The sequence below is a fragment of the Terrabacter sp. LjRoot27 genome, assembly GCF_964254175.1.
GTDB lineage: Bacteria > Actinomycetota > Actinomycetes > Actinomycetales > Dermatophilaceae > Terrabacter.
The window spans coordinates 3,116,941-3,135,433 of sequence record NZ_CAXUSS020000001.1; the positions used below are offsets into that span (position 1 = coordinate 3,116,941).

The 18,493-nt window shown below is 70.8% G+C and carries 15 protein-coding genes; 10 read left to right on the plus strand and 5 right to left on the minus strand.

Annotated features, from left to right (window positions below; translation table 11 throughout):
- Positions 1-15: 15 nt before the first annotated feature.
- The 6 genes from ACSQ2D_RS14495 (at position 16) to ACSQ2D_RS14520 (ending at position 8,980) form a co-directional block, all read left to right on the plus strand.
- Positions 16-1,656 (plus strand): acyl-CoA carboxylase subunit beta, encoded by a 1,641-nt coding sequence (locus ACSQ2D_RS14495; RefSeq protein WP_435986638.1) that lies wholly within the window; start codon positions 16-18, stop codon positions 1,654-1,656.
- Positions 1,653-1,880, plus strand: a complete 228-nt coding sequence (locus ACSQ2D_RS14500; protein WP_435986639.1) for an acyl-CoA carboxylase subunit epsilon — start codon at positions 1,653-1,655, stop codon at positions 1,878-1,880. Before ACSQ2D_RS14495 ends, ACSQ2D_RS14500 begins: the two co-directional genes overlap by 4 nt.
- A gap of 56 nt (positions 1,881-1,936) precedes the next feature.
- On the plus strand, positions 1,937-3,577 hold the full coding sequence (gene pknB, locus ACSQ2D_RS14505) for a Stk1 family PASTA domain-containing Ser/Thr kinase (protein ID WP_435986640.1): 1,641 nt from the start codon (positions 1,937-1,939) through the stop codon (positions 3,575-3,577).
- A 69-nt stretch (positions 3,578-3,646) separates the two neighbouring features.
- Positions 3,647-5,341, plus strand: coding sequence for a DUF885 domain-containing protein (locus tag ACSQ2D_RS14510; protein WP_435986641.1), 1,695 nt, complete (start codon positions 3,647-3,649; stop codon positions 5,339-5,341).
- Positions 5,342-5,491: 150 nt separating this feature from the next.
- A complete protein-coding gene (locus tag ACSQ2D_RS14515) occupies positions 5,492-8,215 on the plus strand; it encodes a carboxypeptidase regulatory-like domain-containing protein (protein WP_435986642.1) in 2,724 nt (907 codons plus the stop codon).
- 93 nt (positions 8,216-8,308) lie between these two features.
- On the plus strand, positions 8,309-8,980 hold the full coding sequence (locus ACSQ2D_RS14520; RefSeq protein WP_435986643.1) for a Maf family protein: 672 nt from the start codon (positions 8,309-8,311) through the stop codon (positions 8,978-8,980).
- 10 nt (positions 8,981-8,990) lie between these two features.
- On the opposite strand, the gene ACSQ2D_RS14525 is transcribed toward ACSQ2D_RS14520, so the two are convergent.
- The 3 genes from ACSQ2D_RS14525 to ACSQ2D_RS14535 are packed head-to-tail and all read right to left on the minus strand — an operon-like array spanning position 8,991 to position 12,998.
- Positions 8,991-10,298 (minus strand): hypothetical protein, encoded by a 1,308-nt coding sequence (locus tag ACSQ2D_RS14525; protein ID WP_435986644.1) that lies wholly within the window; start codon positions 10,296-10,298, stop codon positions 8,991-8,993.
- The gene (locus ACSQ2D_RS14530) at positions 10,252-11,823 is read right to left on the minus strand and encodes an acyl-CoA carboxylase subunit beta (RefSeq protein ID WP_435986645.1); all 1,572 of its coding nucleotides are present in this window, start codon (positions 11,821-11,823) and stop codon (positions 10,252-10,254) included. Before ACSQ2D_RS14530 ends, ACSQ2D_RS14525 begins: the two co-directional genes overlap by 47 nt.
- Positions 11,820-12,998 (minus strand): acyl-CoA dehydrogenase family protein, encoded by a 1,179-nt coding sequence (locus ACSQ2D_RS14535; protein ID WP_435986646.1) that lies wholly within the window; start codon positions 12,996-12,998, stop codon positions 11,820-11,822. Before ACSQ2D_RS14535 ends, ACSQ2D_RS14530 begins: the two co-directional genes overlap by 4 nt.
- A gap of 87 nt (positions 12,999-13,085) precedes the next feature.
- Between ACSQ2D_RS14535 and ACSQ2D_RS14540 the strand changes: the two genes are divergently transcribed.
- From ACSQ2D_RS14540 to ACSQ2D_RS14555, 4 genes are all read left to right on the plus strand, one after another.
- A complete protein-coding gene (locus ACSQ2D_RS14540) occupies positions 13,086-13,517 on the plus strand; it encodes a MerR family transcriptional regulator (protein ID WP_435986647.1) in 432 nt (143 codons plus the stop codon).
- A gap of 31 nt (positions 13,518-13,548) precedes the next feature.
- Positions 13,549-14,427, plus strand: coding sequence for a sulfurtransferase (locus ACSQ2D_RS14545; RefSeq protein WP_435986648.1), 879 nt, complete (start codon positions 13,549-13,551; stop codon positions 14,425-14,427).
- A 25-nt stretch (positions 14,428-14,452) separates the two neighbouring features.
- Entirely contained in the window at positions 14,453-14,908 is a 456-nt protein-coding gene (locus tag ACSQ2D_RS14550) for a SufE family protein (RefSeq protein WP_435986649.1), read from the plus strand.
- A gap of 452 nt (positions 14,909-15,360) precedes the next feature.
- Positions 15,361-16,041, plus strand: coding sequence for a helix-turn-helix domain-containing protein (locus ACSQ2D_RS14555; protein ID WP_435986650.1), 681 nt, complete (start codon positions 15,361-15,363; stop codon positions 16,039-16,041).
- Between the two features lie 6 nt (positions 16,042-16,047).
- Here the strand turns inward: ACSQ2D_RS14555 and ACSQ2D_RS14560 are convergent, their stop codons facing one another.
- Together ACSQ2D_RS14560 and kynA are read right to left on the minus strand one after the other, a co-directional pair.
- Positions 16,048-17,493, minus strand: coding sequence for an APC family permease (locus ACSQ2D_RS14560; protein ID WP_435986651.1), 1,446 nt, complete (start codon positions 17,491-17,493; stop codon positions 16,048-16,050).
- A gap of 108 nt (positions 17,494-17,601) precedes the next feature.
- On the minus strand, positions 17,602-18,477 hold the full coding sequence (gene kynA / locus ACSQ2D_RS14565; protein WP_435986652.1) for a tryptophan 2,3-dioxygenase: 876 nt from the start codon (positions 18,475-18,477) through the stop codon (positions 17,602-17,604).
- Positions 18,478-18,493 lie beyond the last annotated feature (16 nt).

An 18,493-nucleotide genomic window follows, 5' to 3' on the forward strand; every position in this document is an offset into this window, starting at 1 on the left:
GCTAGAGTGCCGAGCATGGCCACCGATCACGCCGTCGCAGAACAGCCGACCAGCACGTCGCCGGAGAGCCCCGGGCCCGACCTCGGCACGACCGCCGGAAAGCTCGCCGACCTCAAGCGGCGCGTCGCCGAGGTCGCCAACGCCGGCTCGGAGCGCGCCGTCGAGAAGCAGCACGCCCGCGGCAAGAAGACCGCCCGCGAGCGCATCGAGATGCTCCTCGACGAGGGCACCTTCATCGAGCTCGACAAGTACGCCCGGCACCGCAGCAACAACTTCGGCCAGGACAAGAACCGTCCCTACGGCGACGGGGTCGTCACGGGCTACGGCATGGTCGACGGTCGCCAGGTGGCGATCTTCGCGCAGGACTTCACCGTCTTCGGCGGGTCCCTCGGCGAGGTCTTCGGCGAGAAGATCGTCAAGGTCATGGACTTCGCGATGAAGATCGGCTGCCCCGTCATCGGCCTCAACGACTCCGGCGGCGCCCGCATCCAGGAGGGGGTCGTCTCCCTCGGCCTCTACGGCGAGATCTTCTTCCGCAACGTCCGCGCCTCGGGCGTCATCCCGCAGATCTCGCTCGTCATGGGCCCGTGCGCGGGCGGCGCGGTCTACTCCCCCGCCATCACCGACTTCACCGTCATGGTCGACCAGACCTCGCACATGTTCATCACCGGTCCCGACGTCATCAAGACCGTGACCGGCGAGGACGTCGGCTTCGAGGAGCTCGGCGGCGCCCTGACCCACAACAGCAAGTCGGGCGTCGCGCACTACATGGGCACCGACGAGCAGGACGCCATCGACTACGTCAAGGCGCTCCTGTCCTACCTGCCGAGCAACAACCTCGAGACCCCACCCTCCTACGGCGAGGGTGAGGCCGACCTCTCGGTCACCGACGACGACCGCTGGCTCGACACGTGCATCCCGGACTCGCCGAACGTCCCCTACGACATGAAGCAGGTCATCGAGCACGTCGTCGACGACGGCGAGTTCCTCGAGGTGCAGCCGCTCTTCGCGCCCAACATCCTCACCGGATTCGCCCGCATCGACGGCATGTCGGTCGGGATCGTGGCCAACCAGCCGCTGCAGTTCGCCGGGTGCCTCGACATCGACGCGTCCGAGAAGGCCGCGCGCTTCGTGCGCACGTGCGACTGCTTCAACGTCCCGGTGCTGACGTTCGTCGACGTGCCCGGCTTCCTGCCCGGCACGAGCCAGGAGTGGGACGGCATCATCCGTCGCGGCGCGAAGCTCATCTACGCCTACGCCGAGGCCACGGTCCCCAAGATCACCGTCATCACGCGCAAGGCCTACGGCGGCGCCTACGACGTCATGGGCTCCAAGCACCTCGGCGCCGACATCAACCTCGCCTGGCCGACCGGCCAGATCGCGGTCATGGGCGCGCAGGGGGCCGTCAACATCCTCTACCGCAAGGAGCTCAAGCACACCGCTGAGCAGGGTGGCGACGTCGACGCCCAGCGCCAGGAGCTCATCACGCACTACGAGGAGACGCTGGCCAACCCGTACGTCGCGGCCGAGCGCGGCTACATCGACACCGTCATCAGCCCGTCCAACACGCGGATGAACGTCACGCGGGCCCTGCGCGCGCTGCAGAACAAGCGCGAGACGCTCCCGCCCAAGAAGCACGGGAACATCCCGCTGTGAGTGATCCCACGACGTCCGCTGCGGGGCCCGTCCCGCCCACGATCCGTGTCTCCGGGCGCCCGACGCCCGAGGAGGTCGCGGCGCTCGTCGCCGTGCTGTCCGCCCTCGGTGGGGACGAGCCTGCTCCCGAGCACGACCGCTCAGCCTGGTCCGACCCGTCCTGGCGGCTCGTCGGGCCATCGGCCCGCCACGGCGGGTGGCGCCGCACCGGCCTGCCGCGCTGAGGCGGGACCCGTTTCGGTTGGCCGTCACCCGACCCGCTGCCCTACGCTCGTTGCCCATGTCTGTCGAGTCGAGCCCCACCGTCCGGATCGCCGAGCGCTACTCCCTGCGTGAGCGCCTCGCCGTCGGCGGCATGGGTGAGGTCCACCTCGCGACCGACGACCGCCTGGGTCGGCTCGTCGCCGTCAAGGTGCTCGCCGCCGGCTTCGCCGACTCCCCCGACTTCGTCGAGCGCTTCCGCCGCGAGGCGCTGACCGCCGCCGCGCTCTCGCACCCGAACATCGCGCAGGTCTACGACTACGGCGTCGACGGCGACTCCCACTTCATCGTCATGGAGTATGCCGAGGGCCAGGACCTCGCCCACGTGATCCGGGAGCACGGCCGGCTCACCCCCGGCGACGCGGTCCGCGTCGCCGAGCAGGTCTGTGCGGCGCTCGGCGCCGCTCACCGGGCCGGCGTCGTCCACCGTGACGTCAAGCCCGGCAACGTCATCGTCCGTTCCGACGGCACCGTGAAGGTGACCGACTTCGGCATCGCCCGGGCCCTCGGGCAGGCCTCGCTCACCGACACCGGCACCATCATGGGAACGGCCGCCTACGTCGCCCCCGAGCAGGCCCGTGGCGAGGCCACGACGCCGTCGTCCGACCTCTACTCGCTCGGCATCCTGCTCTTCCAGATGCTGACCGGCTCGGTGCCCTTCGAGGGCGACACCCCGGTCGCGATCGCGATGCGCCACCTCGACGAGCCGGTGCCGCTGCCCAGCTCGCGCGTCGCCGACCTCCCCGCCGACCTCGACGAGGTCGTCGTCCGCGCCACGGCCAAGTCTCCCGCCGACCGTTACGCCGACGCCGACGCGATGGCCGCCGCCCTGTCCGGTCACGAGACGCGCGCCGACGCCGCCACCCGCGCCCTGCCGGCCGGCGAGGCCACCTCGGTGCTCGACCTCGCCGCCGGCGGCGCCGGCGCCAGCACGGCGATGATGCCGACCGTCGGCGTGCCGTCGAGCGTTGCGCGCACCGCTCCGACGACGCCCGCTCCGGCCGCGACGCGGCGCGGCGCGGCACACCGGCGCAGGTCCGGACCGAGCCCTGTCGTCTGGGTGCTCCTCGCCGCCGTCGTGGCCCTCGTCGGGATCCTCGGCTACGTCCTGCTGTCGGGCTCGGACGCGCCGACGGCGGCCGCCCCCGGCACGCGCCCGTCGGCGACCTCCGGAACGCCGAGCTCCCCGCCGTCCACGACGGCCGCGCCGTCCGACGGCAGCACCGTCCCCGGCGGGCTCGTCGGCCAGCAGCGCGATGCCGCGGTCGACGAGCTGATCGGGCTCGGCGTCAACGTGCGCTGGGTGCTCGTGCGTTCCACGCAGCCGGACGGAGCGGTCATGGGCAGCTACCCCGCCGAGGGCCAGCCCATGACGAAGGGGCAGACCGTCGCCCTCGTCGTGAGCCGCGGCCACGCCCCCGACCGGGTCAACTCCTCCTTCGTCGTCCCCGACGGTCTCGTCGGCACGGACGCCAAGGACGCGGAGAAGACCATCGACGGCGAGGACGTGCGCGTCACCCGGGTCACGGTCCCCTCCGACGGGGACAGTGGCCAGGTCATCGCGACGTGGCCCGCGGCCGGCACCCCGACGGCCGACGGGATCGTCGTGCTCGTCGTCTCGGGCGGCGACAAGGGCGGCTCGTCCGACGGGGACGGCTGAGTCCCGGCCGCTCCACCCCGGGCCCACAATGCACTGGCACGTGACCCCGGGCTGGATTACGTTCGCCGGGTGACCGCCAACACCCAGACCGCGCGACCCCAGACCGACGTCGACCGCATCGCGGAGACCTACTTCGACGCCTCCGTCGCCCTCAGTCCCATCAACGCGACCTTCCTCGGTGTCCCCGGCGCCGAGGAGGAGCTCGACGACCTCTCCCCTGCCGGCAACGCCGCCGCCTCCGAGCTGCGCCGGGCGACGCTGGCCCGGCTCGTCGCCGCGAGCCCGACCGACGACGTCGACCGGGTCACCGTCGACGCCATGACCGAGCGCCTCCAGCTCTCCGAGGACCGGTATGCCGCCGGCCTCGACGAGATGTCCCTCAACGTCCTCGCGTCGCCGCTCCAGGCCGTGCGCGACGTCTTCGACCTCATGCCGCAGGAGACCGAGGACCACTGGCGCACCTTCGCCGTCCGACTCACGAAGATCCCGGCCGCGCTCGAGGGCTACAAGGAGTCGCTGCTCCTCGCGCGAGAGCGCGGACAGGTGTCGCCGCGCCGCCAGGTCGAGGCCTGCGCCGAGCAGTCCCGTGACCTCGTCGCCGACGACGGCTACTTCGCCAAGGTCGTCACCGACGCGACGGTGGGCGACGCGCCGCTCGCGGGCGACGTCAAGGACCAGCTCGCCGAGGGCGCGAAGGTGGCCGCTGCGGCATACGGCGACATCGCGGACTGGCTGGAGCGTGAGCTGCTGCCGCACGCCCCGGAGGCCGACGCCTGCGGCATCGAGCGCTACCGGCTCGAGTCGCGCTACTTCCTCGGCGCCACGGTCGACCTCGAGGAGACCTACCGTTGGGGCCAGCAGGAGGTCGCGAGCCTGCACGCGCAGATGAGCGAGATCGCCGAGGGCCTCGAGGCCGGCGCGAGCGTGCAGCGCGGTGTCGAGATCCTCGACGCCGACGACCGCTACGCCCTGCACGGCACCGACGCGCTCAAGGCCTGGATGCAGGAGCGCGCCGACGAGGTCATCGCCGACCTCAAGGACGTCCACTTCGACATCCCCGAGCCGGTCCAGCGCATCGAGTGCATGATCGCCCCGACCCAGACCGGCGGCATCTACTACACCGGCCCGTCCGACGACTTCAGCCGGCCAGGCCGGATGTGGTGGTCGGTGCCGAAGGGCAACACCGAGTTCCGCACGTGGAACGAGCTGACGACCGTCTACCACGAGGGCGTCCCGGGCCACCACCTGCAGGTGGCCCAGACGGTCTACCGCTCCGAGCTGCTCAACAAGTGGCGGCGCCTCGAGGCCTGGACCTCGGGTCACGGTGAGGGCTGGGCGCTCTACGCCGAGCGGCTCATGGCCGAGCTCGGCTACATGGACGACCCCGGCAACCGGATGGGCTGGCTTGCGGGACAGTCACTCCGGGCTGCCCGCGTCGTCATCGACATCGGCGTCCACTGCGGCTTCGACGCCCCCGAGGAGGTCGGTGGCGGCGCGTGGGACTACGACAAGGCCTGGGCCTACCTCACCCGCTACGGCTTCATGGACGAGAAGATCCTCCGCTTCGAGCTCAACCGCTACCTCGGCTGGCCGGGGCAGGCGCCCAGCTACAAGATCGGCGAGCGGCTGTGGCTGCAGCTGCGTGACGAGGTCAAGCAGCGCGAGGGCGACGCCTTCGACCTCAAGGCCTTCCACCGTCGCGCCCTCGACATCGGCGGCGTGGGCCTCGACACCCTCCGCGGCGCGGTGCTGCAGGAGATCTGACGGTCTCAGGAGGCCCCCGACCCAGCCGGTCGGGGGCTTCCTGCGTCCCGGGCACCGCTCCCCATGGTCACCGTGTCGACGCGCACCTATGCTGACGTCGCGTCCGACGACAGCGCGGGCGCCGACACAGCTCACACAGGGGAGACAACAGTGTTCAGCCACCGCCTTGCGGTCGGCCGGGCCCGGGGGACGATCGCGCGCCGTGCTGCGCGCCGCCTCCTGACCGTGCTGACCGCCACCACCGTCGCGCTCGGGCTGCTGCCGCTGGCAGCCCCGTCCGCCAGCGCCGCCACCTACACCATCACGGGCAGGGTCACCGGACTGTCGTCGACCGGCACCGTCGTCGGCGTTCCCGACGCCGGTCTCTGGATCTACGACGCCGACTACGACTACGCCGGCTCGGTGACGTTCGGCAGCGACGGCACCTACACGGCGACGTTCGGCTCGCCGGGCCCGTACAAGATCCAGGCGGGCTGCTGGGGCACCATGACGTGCGCCTCGCAGTGGGGCATCGAGTGGTATCTGGACAAGGGCAGCTTCGAGGACGCCACCGAGGTCACCGCCGGCGCCACCCCGACCGTCGCGGACATCCGGCTCGACCGCCGCTCGACGATCAAGGGCACGGTCCGGAACATCCTCGGCCAGCCCGTCCAGGCCGCCGAGGTCAGCGTCTCCAAGAGCACGGGTGGGCAGGTCGTCACGGCCACCCCGGCTAGCGATGGCACCTTCACGCTCACCGGTGTCGAGGCCGGCCCGAGCAACCTGCACGCCGAGGACACCTCGGGCCAGCACCTCTACGAGGGCGAGAGCTGGAACGGCACCGCGAGCACGCCCGACTACGTCGACTGGTCGGTGCCTGCCGGCGCCACCGTCACGGGCGTGAACTTCGTCCTCGACCCCTGGACCGGCGTCGTCGTCAAGGTCACGGACGCCGCAGGCACCCCGCTCCAGAACATCAACTGGAACCTCTACGAGTACCGCCCCACCGAGGGCGACTGGTTGGGCCGGCAGTACGGCCCCCTGCTCACCGGGGCCGACGGCACCTTCGCCGAGGGCACCGACGTCGGCACGACGTACAAGATCTGCGTCTACGACACGTGGTACTACGACTGGGCTCCGGCGACGCGCTACCAGGACCGCTGCTACGACGGCGCGGCCACCCTCGAGACGGCGACGCCCTTCACGGTGACCACCGACACGCGGCGACGTGAGCTGACCCTCGTGCTGCCGGTCGCGGGCAAGGGCCTGACCGCCCGCGAGCCGTTCGTGAGCGGCACCGGGTCGGTGGGCAGCACGCTCAGCGTCGACGCAGGAGCCTGGGGACCCTCAGGAGTGGCCCTGTCCTACCAGTGGATGAGCGCCAAGGGCAATGGTGGCCTCGTCGCCATCCCCGGCGCCACCGGCCCGAGCTTCACGCTGACGAGCGACCTCGCCGGCGCCTACGTCACGGCCCGGGTCACCGGCACCCTCGCGGGGTACCGCACCGCCCAGTTCCTGTCGAACGGCGTCGAGGTCCGCACCTCGGCCGCCACGTTGTCGAGCCCGCTCACCATCTCGGGCACCGGCGTCGTGGGATCCACGCTGACGGCGAGCCACGGCACGATCAGCCCGGCCGACGACTGGTACCCGTCCTACACCTGGGTCGTCGGCGGCGTCCCGCGTCCGACGGACTACGGCGGCGTCCAGCCGCTCGCCGTCACGAGCGACATGGTCGGCAAGCGGGTCACCCTGCGCATGGCCGGCTGGACGGAGAACAACGGCAGCCTCCAGCAGGCAGCCAGCGGACCCGTCGTCACCGCGGGCACGCTCACGGCCGCGACGCCGACGGTCACGGGCACGGCCCGGGTCGGCACGGCGCTCACCGCTGCGCCGGGGACCTGGGGTCCGGCACCGGTCAGCCTCGCCTACCAGTGGCTCGCCGGCGGCGTCGCCGTCAGCGGTGCCACGGCGAGCACCTTCACCCCGACGGCGACCGAGCTCGGCAAGACGGTCACGGTCCGAGTCACGGGCAGCAAGGCCGGCTACACCAGCGTCTCGCGGACCTCCGCGGCGACCGCGGCCGTGGTCGCCGGCACGCTCACGGCACCGACCCCGACGATCAGCGGCACCAAGGCCGTCGGCTACACCCTCACGGCCGTGCCCGGCTCGTGGGGCCCGGCACCGGTCACGCTGACCTACCAGTGGTACCGCTCCGGCACGGCGATCTCCGGGGCCACGGCCAGCACGTACACGCTGACGACGGCCGACCAGACGAAGACGATGACCGTCAAGGTCACGGGCACCAAGGCCGGGTTCACCTCGGCCGCACGGACGTCCGCCGCGACGACCGCCGTCCTCGGCGCGCTGACGGCTCCCACGCCGACGATCAGCGGCACCAAGGCCGTCGGCTACACCCTGACGGCCGTGCCCGGCTCGTGGGGCCCGGCACCAGTCACGCTGACCTACCAGTGGTACCGCTCCGGCACGGCGATCTCCGGCGCCACGGCCAGCACGTACAGACTGACGACGACCGACCAGACGAAGACGATCACGGTCAAGGTCACCGGCAGCAAGAGCGGCTACCTCACCGTGGCACGTACGTCCGCCGCGACGACGGCCGTCCTCGGCTCCTTCACCGCTCCGACGCCGACGCTGTCGGGCACGCAGAAGGTCGGCTACACCCTGACGGCCAACCCCGGCACGTGGAGCCCGGCCCCGACGACGCTGACCTACCAGTGGTACCGCTCGGGCACGGCGATCTCGGGAGCCACGGCCAAGACGTACAAGGTGACGAGCACCGACAAGGGCACCTACGTCAAGGTCCGCGTCACGGGCGCGAAGTCCGGCTACCTCACGAAGTCGATCTCCTCGGCACAGACGGCAGCGATCGGCTGACGTCGGTGCCGCGCGGACGGCCGACGGCGCCGCTCCCCATGGGGGCGGCGCCGTCGGCGTTCCAAGCGCGGGCGTGCCGCCTACCATGGCGTCATGCCGCCGAGCCCCCTCCCCGACGTGCCCACCGTCCAGATCGTCCTCGCCTCCGCGTCGCCCGCTCGCCGCGCGACGCTCCGCTCCGCCGGCATCGAGCCGGTCGTCGTCGTGAGCGAGGTCGACGAGGACCTCACCGTCGCCGAGGCCACCGACCGCTACGGCCCGCTCGAACCCGCCGACATCGCGCTGCTCCTCGCGCGTGCCAAGGCCGAGGACGTCGCGGCCAGGGTCGACGCCGGGGTGGTCGTGCTCGGCTGCGACTCGGTGCTCGAGCTCGACGGGGAGGTCCACGGCAAGCCGGGTGACGCCGCCGAGGCCGTGTCCCGGTGGCGCCGGATGCGGGGTCGGTCAGGGGTGCTGCACACGGGGCACTGGCTCGTCGACGAACGCGGCAGCGGCGGGGCGACGCTCGGCGCGACGGCGTCGACGACCGTCCACTTCGCGACGCTCTCCGACGAGGAGATCGAGGCCTACGTCGCGACGGGCGAGCCCCTCACGGTGGCCGGGGCCTTCACCATCGACGGGCTCGGCGGAGCGTTCGTCACGGCTGTCGAGGGTGACCACCACAACGTCGTCGGCCTGTCGCTCCCGCTGCTGCGAGACCTGCTGGCCGACGCCGGCATCGAGTGGTTCGACGTCGTCGGCACGCTCCGTCGCGAGGCCGAGTGACCAGGGCCCGTCAGGGGTAGAGGTCGTCGGTGAGGTTCTCGATGACGAGGTAGTGCTCGGTCCACCACCACATCTGGGCGGCGCCGATGACGACGATGAGCCCGAGCAGCCAGTAGCGGTAGCGCCGCCACCACCGCAGCTTGAGGAACCACGCGATGATGAGCGTCATCGGGAAGGCCAGCAGGGCGTAGCGCACCCGGCTGGGCGTCGTGCTCGTCACGAGGACGATGTAGGCCGGGTAGGCGCCGGCCCAGCCCCAGATCTCCGGGCCCCAGCGCCACGAGTTCTTCGTCAGCATGAACCACGTGAACGCCGCGATGCCGAGCACACCCGCGACCTGTCCGACGACGCCCCAGTAGTCGTAGAGCAGGTTCCACCACAGGTAGAGCTTGATCTTCGTCTCGATGTTCCAGGCGAGCATCGTGTCGTTGTACGCGTTCGGCGTGTCGGTCGCGATCGTCACGATCGTCGGCCAGAGGAAGGTCAGGGCGCCGGCGTATGCCGCGAGCGCTCCCAGCGCGACGCGCAGGCGCACCGGGTGCTCCCCCTCGTCACCCTGCCGCCAGCGGACGACCGCGTGGGCGACGATGACCGGCACCATGGCGATGACGACGTTGCGGCTGAGGGAGAGCACGAGCAGCGCCAGGGCGACCCACCAGTACTGCCGCCGGCGCAGCAGCCACAGGACGGTGACGACCCCCAGCAGGGCGGTCGACTCGGTGTAGGAGGCCGAGAAGGCCGGCGACGCGATGAAGAAGCAGGTCGCGACGACGGCGACGATCGCCTCCCAGCGGCCCACGGCCTGGTCGACGAGCTTGAAGAGGACGTGCATCGCCGCGAAGCCGATGACGATCGAGAGCGTCGGCGCCACGACGGCGAAGGGCAGACCCGTCACCGTCATGATGAGGCCGGCCGTCATCGGGAACACCGGGAAGAAGGCCCACGGGTTCATGTCGATGCCGCCCCAGCCGACGCGGGGCAGCACGGCGGGATAGCCCTGTTCGGCGATGACGCGGTACCACTGGCCGTCCCAGCCCGTCATGACCGCGGCGTAGCCGGGGTCGGCGGGCGAGGGGTAGAAGATGCGGATGTTCGCCGTCCCGATGGGCAGCGGGATCTGGTAGCGCGAGAGGTAGGTCGCGGCGACCCAGACGAAGAGACGGGAGATGCCGAAGACGGCGAACGGGAACCACACCGGGAAGCGGCGCCAGAACGGCTGCTTCCGCTCGAGGTCGCGGTCCGGGTGCTCCAGCTGGTGACCGAGGCGCGGCTCAGACCGGCGGGACGGCGCGTCGGCGCTCGCTGAAGTGACGGTCACGCCGGGAAGCATAGGCCAGTCGGCGCACCAGGTCCGAGCGCAGCTCATCCGCCTCGATGATCGAGTCGAGCACGAGGTCGGCCGCGAGACGCTCGATGTCGACGTCCTCCTCGTACTCCCGGCGGCGGTCTGCGACGAATCGTGCCTGTTCGTCCGGGTCGGCGATCTCGGCGATCTTGTTGGCGTAGACGGCGTTGACGGCGGCCTCCGGTCCCATCACCGCGATGCGCGCGGTCGGCAGCGCGATGGTCGCGTCGGGTCCGAAACCGGGCCCGCCCATGGCGTAGAGCCCGGCGCCGTAGGCCTTGCGCACGACGACGCAGAACTGCGGCACGGTCGCGGACGAGACGGCGCTGACCATCTTGGCGCCGTGGCGGATGATGCCGCCGCGCTCGACCTCGGAGCCGATCATGAAGCCGGGCACGTCGGCGAGGTAGACGAGCGGGATGTTGAAGGCGTCGCACAGCCAGATGAAGCGCGCGGCCTTGTCGGCGCTGTCGGTGAAGAGCACGCCGCCCTTGACCATCGAGTTGTTCGCGACGATGCCGACGGTCTGGCCCTCGAGGCGGCCGAAGCCGATGACGAGCTCGGCGGCCCACAGGGGCTTGAGCTCGAAGAAGGAGTCGTCGTCGACGAGACCGTCGATGACCTCGTGGACGTCGAAGGGGACCGACTCCCGCTCGGGCACGGTCTCGCGGGTCAGTGGCGTCGCGGGCTCCTCGGCGGCATACGTCGGCGGGTGGTCGCGCCAGCTGCCGGGGACGTAGGAGAAGTAGAGCTTGGCCAGCTCGATGGCCTCGGCGTCGTCGTGGGCGAGCAGGTCACCGACACCGGAGACGGTGCAGTGCATCCGGGCGCCGCCCATCTCCTCGAGCGAGACCTTCTCCCCCACGACCATCTCGGCCATGCGCGGGCTGCCGAGGTACATCGAGGCGTTGCCCTCGACCATGATGATGAGGTCGCAGAAGCTGGGGATGTAGGCCCCGCCGGCGGCGCTCGGGCCGAAGAGGCAGCAGATCTGCGGCACCTTGCCCGAGAGCGCGACCTGGTTGTGGAAGATCCGGCCCGCGCCGCGGCGACCGGGGAACATCTCGACCTGGTCGGTGATGCGGGCGCCTGCCGAGTCGACGAACCAGAAGACCGGAAGCTCCTCGCGCAGCGCCATCTCGGTGGCGCGGACGATCTTCTCGACGGTCCGGGCACCCCAGGAGCCGGCCTTGACGGTGGGGTCGTTGGCGATGACGATCGCGGCCCTGCCGTCGACGGTGCCCCGGCCCGTGACGACGCCGTCGGCCGGCAGCCCCGGCTGCAGGGCGTTGGCGTAGCGGCCGTCCTCGACGAAGGAGCCCTCGTCGAAGAGCAGGGCGATGCGGTCGCGGACGTAGATCTTGCCCTGCGCGTCGAGCTTGGCCTGGGCCTTCTCGGGCGCGGCCGCCGACGCCGCGCGCGCGGTCGCGAGCCGGGCCCGGACGTCGGCCACGCGCGGGTCGCCCTGCGAGCTGGGGCTCGGTGCGGCCTCGCTCATGCGGGCAGCCCCAGACCACGGGCGATGAGCATGCGCTGGACCTCGGAGGTGCCCTCGCCGATCTCGAGGATCTTGGCGTCGCGGTAGAAGCGGGCCACGGGGTACTCCTCCATGAAGCCGTTGCCGCCGAAGACCTGCGTCGCGATCCGGGTGGCGGTGACGGCGGCCTCGGTCGAGTAGAGCTTGGCGATGGCGGCGGCCTGCTTGACCTCCTTGACCGATCGCTTGCCGGCGTGGAGCTCGTCCTTGAGCCAGGCAGCCTTGTAGGTCAGCAGGCGGGCACCCTCGACCATGACGGCGAGGTCGGCGAGCTGGAAGGACACGCCCTGGTTGACACCGATGGGGCGGCCGAACGCGATGCGGGTCTTCGCGTAGTCGGTGGCGAGCTCGAGGCAGGCCTGGGCGCAGCCGACGGCGAGCGCCGAGATGGCGATACGGCCGTCGTCGAGGATCTTGAGGAACTGCTTGAAGCCCTCCCCCTCCTCGCCGAGGAGGTGGTCGGCGGGGACGCGGCAGCTCTCGAAGGTGAGGCCGTGGGTGTCGGAGACGTGCCAGCCGAGCTTGTGGTAGGCCGGCTCGACGACGAAGCCGGGGGTGCCGGCGGGCACCATGATCGCCGAGATCCGGGGCGAGCCGTCCTCGTTGGTGCCGGTCCGTGCGGTCACGGTGACGACCGACGTGATGTCGGTGCCGGAGTTCGTGATGAAGGCCTTGGCGCCGTTCACGACCCACTCGTCCCCCTCACGGACCGCACGCGTGCGGGTCGCTCCGGCGTCGGAGCCGGCCTCGGGCTCGGTGAGGCCGAAGCCGGCGAGGGCGCGGCCCGCGACGAGGTCGGGCAGGAAACGCTGCTTCTGCTCCTCGGTGCCGTAGGTGAGGATCGGGTTGATGCCGAGGCCCACGCCCGCGGACAACGTGATGCCGATCGACTGGTCGACGCGCCCGAGCTCCTCGATGGCGACGCAGAGGCTCGTGAAGTCGCCGGAGTCTCCCGCGCCGCCGTACTCCTCCGGCACGACGAGCCCGAACAGCCCGAGGTCACCCATCTTCGGCACGAGGTCGGCCGGGAAGTGGGCGGCGGCGTCCCACTTGGCGATGTGGGGCGCGACCTCCTTCTCGGCGAAGTCGCGGACGACCATCCGGAAGTCCTCGTGGTCCTGGCTGAGCTCGAACATCGCTGTTCTCCTGAAGGGTGGTGGCGGCCATCACGCGCTCGTGACGCGTGCTTGACGTTGACGTAAACGTAAAGCACTATCGACCTCATGACAAGCGACACCGCGACCGCGTCGACGGGGCGCCCGTCCTCGCGGACCGGCGAGACCTGGACCATCGCCCAGGTGGCCGAGGAGTTCGACGTCACCCACCGGACGGTGCGCCACTACGAGGACCTCGGGCTCATCTCCCCCGAGCGTCGCGGCACGCAGCGCGTCTACCACCGCCGCGACCGCACGCGCCTCGGCCTCATCCTGCGCGGCAAGCGGCTCGGCTTCCCGCTCGAGGAGATCCGCACGATCATCGACCTCTTCGACGCCCCGCGTGGGCGGCGGACCCAGCTCGAGTACGTCCTCGGCCAGATCGACGAGCGCCGCACCGACCTCGAGCAGCGCCTGCGAGACGTCCAGGACGCCATCGCCGAGCTCGGCGAGTTCGAGCGGCGCTGTCGCGACGACCTCGGGCGCCTCGACCACGTGTGAGAGGCCCGACCCCGCGTGACACGATGGGGCCATGAGCGCTGAAGACACGAAGATCTCCGCCTACGCCCACCCCGAGCGCCTCGTCACGACGGAGTGGCTCGCGGAGCAGGTCGCAGCCGGTGGCATCGGTGGCCCGGACGGCATCGTGCTGCTCGAGTCCGACGAGGACGTCCTCCTCTACGACACGGGCCACATCCCGGGCGCGCTCAAGATCGACTGGCACGTCGACCTCAACGACCCGGTGACGCGCGACTACGTCGACGGCGCCCGGTTCGCCGAGGTGATGGGCCGGCGCGGCATCAGCCGCGACACGACCGTCGTCATCTACGGCGACAAGAGCAACTGGTGGGCGGCATACGCCCTGTGGGTCTTCAGCCTCTTCGGACACGAGGACGTCCGCCTGCTCGACGGCGGCCGCGCCAAGTGGGTCGCAGAGGGCCGCGAGCTCACCCGCGACGTCACGTCGCCGGCGACGGTGGACTACCCCGTGGCCGAGCGTGACGACGCGCCGATCCGCGCCTTCAAGGACGACGTGCTCGCCCACATCGGCAAGCCGCTCGTCGACGTCCGCTCCCCCGGCGAGTACTCCGGGGAGCTGCTCCACATGCCCGACTACCCCCAGGAGGGGGCCATGCGCGGCGGTCACATCCCCGGCGCGAAGTCGGTGCCGTGGGCGCGCGCCGCCGCCGAGGACGGCTCGTTCAAGTCGCGGGAGGACCTTGAGGCGATCTACCTCGAGGAGCAGGGCCTCGCGCCCTCGGACGACGTCGTCGCCTACTGCCGGATCGGCGAGCGCTCCTCGCACACGTGGTTCGTCCTGACCCACCTGCTCGGCTTCGAGGCGGTGCGCAACTACGACGGCTCGTGGACCGAGTGGGGCAACGCCGTGCGCGTGCCCATCGAGAAGTGACCCGGACGCGAACCAGGAGCCTCTCGTGAGCGACACCCCACTGCCGGCCCCCCTCGCCGAGATCGCCGAGGACTTCCGCTCGGCGAGCAACGACCTCAAGCTGCAGCTGCTGCTCGAGTTCAGCGACGAGTTGCCGGGACTGCCCGAGCGGTATGCCGGCCACCTCGACCAGCTCGAGCGGGTCGACGAGTGCCAGTCGCCGCTGTTCCTCACGGTCGAGGTCGCGGACGGCACCTCGCTCGAGGACCGCGTCGTCAGCCTCTTCTTCGACGCTCCCGCCGAGGCCCCGACGACCCGCGGTTTCGCCGGCATCCTCCACGAGGGGCTCGACGGCCTCTCGGCCGCCGAGGTGCTGGCCGTGCCCGACGACGCCCCCATGCGCTTCGGCCTCGCCGAGGCGGTGTCACCCCTGCGCATGCGCGGCATGGTGGCCATGCTCGGCCGCATCAAGCGCCAGGTCCGCGCCAAGACCTCTGGCTGAGCACCTGAGCTCGGCGCCCGCTACGTCACTGCCCCGCCCACCGGAGCACTGACGTAGCGGCCAGCCACCCCCGACCCCCCGAGCCCACCCACGGGCTACGTCACTGCCCCGCCCACCGGAGCACTGACGTAGCGGCCAGGCACCCCCGACCCCGCGAGCCCCACCCGCGGCCTACGTCACTGCCCCACTCACCGGAGCACTGACGTAGCGGCCGGGCACCCCGACCCCGCGAGCCCCATCCACGGGCTACGTCACTGCCCCGCCCGCGGGAGCACTGACGTAGCTGGTGACGCCGCTCCTCGACGGTTCCACGCCCACAGGGTCGGTCACTGCTCCGTGGTGCGGGGCACTGACGTAGGGGTCGTCCACATCCCCTGCCCTGAAGGCTGCGCCTGTGGATGTGCGGCCGGGGAGACCCGTGACCTGTCGGTGCGCGTCCTCAGGATCACCTCATGAGCGCTGATCCCGCGAATGAGCAGAGACGAGATGAGGTCGCGCGCTACGTCGTGCGCGCCCGACGGATGGCTGACCTCAGCCAGCGCGATCTGGCCGCGCTCCTCGGTGTCTCCTCGAGCACGGTCGGCAGGTACGAGACGAACGTCGCGGCGCCGCCTCTTCGGCTCTTCGAAGAGATCCTGGCCGTGGCCGGGTTGCGTCTCGTCGTCGTCGACGGCGACGGGAACGAGGTGCGGCCCGTGCCGGTCGACACCGTGCGGGACAACCAGGGCCGACGGTTCCCGGCCCACCTCGACGTCGCCCCACCCGACGAGGTGCCGTTCGAACGCTGGGCCTTCCCGCGCTACGACCGGCCCGAGGCTCGGGGCTGGTTCCGCCACCGCGCCGCCCGGGACGACCTGGCCGAAGCCGCACCGCACCGCGAACGCCCGACCGACCACCCGACCGAGCCCACGCTCGCCCTCCGGCGCCGTCTCATGCGAGGACGGCAGCCACGCGTCGACGCACCACCCGTCGCCGACGTCGAGTGCGCGTGCCCCGACGCCTGCTTCGAGGAGCTGTGCATCGCCGAGTGCCCGTGCCAGTGCGAGCCGCGCCGATACCGGGACCGCAGACACCTCGCGCTCCCCGTCGAGACCGACGAGGAGCGCGAGGGCACCGATGGCCGGGCGAGCTGAGCAGGCCTAGTTGACGGGCCCACCGCCGCTGAGGTCGTCCGTGTCACGGAAGTACGTCTTCTTCGCGCGCAGGCCACGGTTGGCCATCCACGTCAACGCCCAGAGCACGACGCCGAGGGCGAGCAGGCCGCCGCCGATCGTGTAGTGCTCCGCCGGTCGGCCGGAGAAGGGCAGCACGAGGAAGAAGCAGCAGATCGCCCCGATGACCGGCAGCACCGACGGGGTGACGAAGTGGTCGCTCTGCTGCGGGTCGCGACGCAGGACGAGGACGACGATGTTGACGATCGTGAAGACCCCGAGGAGCAGCAGCGACGTCGTGCCACCGAGGGCCGAGACCGCGTCCTCGCTCGCTCCCGACACGTAGATGATGAGCCCGAAGGCCAGGAGCGTCGTGAAGACGATGGCCGCCCACGGCGTCTGGCGGCGCGGGTGCACCTTGCCCAGGAAGTGCGGCAGCACCTCCTGGCGGCTCATCCCGTAGAGCAGCCGCGACGCCATGAGCATGTTGATCAGAGCCGAGTTCGCGACGGCGAACATCGAGATGAAGGGGAGCAGGTCCTTGATCGGCACACCCGGCGCCGCCCGTTCGACCACCGTCACGAGGGGTGTGTCGCTGGCCGCGAGGTCGCCCACGGGCACGATCGCGACAGCGCACAACGACACCAGGACGTAGATGACCCCGGTGATGCCGATGCCCGTGATCATCATCTTCGGGAAGATGCGCACCGGGTCCTTCGTCTCCTCGGCCATGTTGACCGAGTCCTCGAAGCCGACCATCGCGAAGAAGGCCAGCGAGGTCGCCGCCGTCACGGCGAAGAAGGTGGACTTGTCGCTCGGCGACTCGAAGATCATCGTCCGCGAGAAGTCACCCTTGCCCGCGAAGATCGCGAAGAAGCCGACGAAGATGACGAGCAGCAGCCCCGACAGCTCGACGAGCGTCAGGACGATGTTGGCCTTGACGCTCTCCCCCACACCGCGCAGGTTGACGAGGGCCACGACGGCCATGAACCCCAGCGCGACGAGCATGATCAACGTCGCGTTCTCGTCGTCGAGGCCGAAGCCCTTCGCGAGGTTCGACGCGAACGCGCGCGACGCCGTCGACGCCGACGTGATGCCCGAGCACATGACGGTGAACGCGACGATGAACGTCAGGAAGTGGATGCCGAACGCCTTGTGCGTGTATAGCGCCGCCCCCGCCGCCTGCGGGTACTTCGTCACGAGCTCGAGGTACGAGAAGGCCGTGACCATCGCGATGGCGAACGCGACGATGAACGGCGCCCACGCCGCTCCCCCCACCTCGGCAGCGACGTCTCCCGTCAGGGCGTAGACGCCCGTCCCGAGGATGTCGCCGACGATGAAGAGCAGGAGCAGCCCCGGCCCCATGACCCGTTTGAGCTCGCCGCCCTCGTGCGTCTCCTGATCCGTTGCAACCTGAGCCACGTCGCCTCCCATGCGTCTGGTGTGGTCGCGCCACGAATGTCGCTGTGACACCACCGTGGCGCATGACACCTACCCCGGCAACGTCAGACACGAGCGCGGCACACCGGAAGGACCCTCCGGTCAGCCCCCGATGCGGGTGCGCACCTCATAGAGCTCCGGGAAGAAGGTCAGGTCGAGCGCACGACGCAGGAAGTCCACTCCGGTCGAGCCCCCGGTCCCGGTCTTCTGCCCGATCGTGCGCTGCACCACCTGGAGGTGCCGGAACCGCCACTGCTGGAAGTTGTCCTCCAGGTCGACGAGCTCCTCGCACGTCTCGTAGACGCCCCAGTGCTCGTCGGGCTGGGCGTAGACGGCCGCGAAGACGTCGACGAGGCCCTCGTCGTGGCGGTAGGGCTGCGTCCAGTCACGGTCGAGCAGGCCGGCCGGGACGGCATACCCCCGTCGTGCGAGGTAGGCGAGGAACTCGTCGTAGAGGCTCGGCTCGTGCAGCAGCGCGTCGAGCGCCGAACGGGCGCCCTCGTCGTGGGAGAACACCGCCACCATGTCGGGGTTCTTGTTGCCGAGGAGGAACTCGACCTCGCGGTACTGAGCCGACTGGAAGCCCGAGCTCGCGGCGAGGAAGGGTCGGATCTCGGCGTACTCGCTCGGCGTCAGGGTCGCGAGCACCGACCACTGGTCGGTCAGCGTGTGCTGGATGTGCTTGACGCGCGCGAGCCGCTTGAGTGCCGGCGCCAGCTCGTCGGCCTTGAGCAGGCTTCTGGCAGAACGCAGCTCGTGGATCAGGAGCTTGAGCCACAGTTCCGAGGTCTGGTGCTGGATGATGAAGAGCAGCTCGTCGTGCTGCGGCGGCTCGCTCAGCGGCTGCTGCGCGCTGAGGAGGGTGTCCAGCCGCAGGTAGTCGCCGTAGGACATCTTGCGCGTGAAGTCGCGCTGGATCCCCTCCTCCAGGTCGCGCTTGCTGCGTCGGTCGGGCCCGTCCGGGGCGGCACTGTCCATGCCGGCGATCCTAGGG

Bases quoted from the DNA above. Each gene is read 5' to 3' on its own strand.
- ACSQ2D_RS14560 (WP_435986651.1), bottom strand. From the start codon at position 17,493: ATGGGAGGCGACGTGGCTCAGGTTGCAACGGATCAGGAGACGCACGAG.
- ACSQ2D_RS14530 (WP_435986645.1), bottom strand. From the start codon at position 11,823: ATGAGCGAGGCCGCACCGAGCCCCAGCTCGCAGGGCGACCCGCGCGTG.
- ACSQ2D_RS14535 (WP_435986646.1), bottom strand. From the start codon at position 12,998: ATGTTCGAGCTCAGCCAGGACCACGAGGACTTCCGGATGGTCGTCCGC.
- ACSQ2D_RS14520 (WP_435986643.1), top strand. From the start codon at position 8,309: ATGCCGCCGAGCCCCCTCCCCGACGTGCCCACCGTCCAGATCGTCCTC.
- ACSQ2D_RS14555 (WP_435986650.1), top strand. From the start codon at position 15,361: ATGAGCGCTGATCCCGCGAATGAGCAGAGACGAGATGAGGTCGCGCGC.
- ACSQ2D_RS14540 (WP_435986647.1), top strand. From the start codon at position 13,086: ATGACAAGCGACACCGCGACCGCGTCGACGGGGCGCCCGTCCTCGCGG.
- ACSQ2D_RS14495 (WP_435986638.1), top strand. From the start codon at position 16: ATGGCCACCGATCACGCCGTCGCAGAACAGCCGACCAGCACGTCGCCG.
- kynA (WP_435986652.1), bottom strand. From the start codon at position 18,477: ATGGACAGTGCCGCCCCGGACGGGCCCGACCGACGCAGCAAGCGCGAC.
- ACSQ2D_RS14545 (WP_435986648.1), top strand. From the start codon at position 13,549: ATGAGCGCTGAAGACACGAAGATCTCCGCCTACGCCCACCCCGAGCGC.
- pknB (WP_435986640.1), top strand. From the start codon at position 1,937: ATGTCTGTCGAGTCGAGCCCCACCGTCCGGATCGCCGAGCGCTACTCC.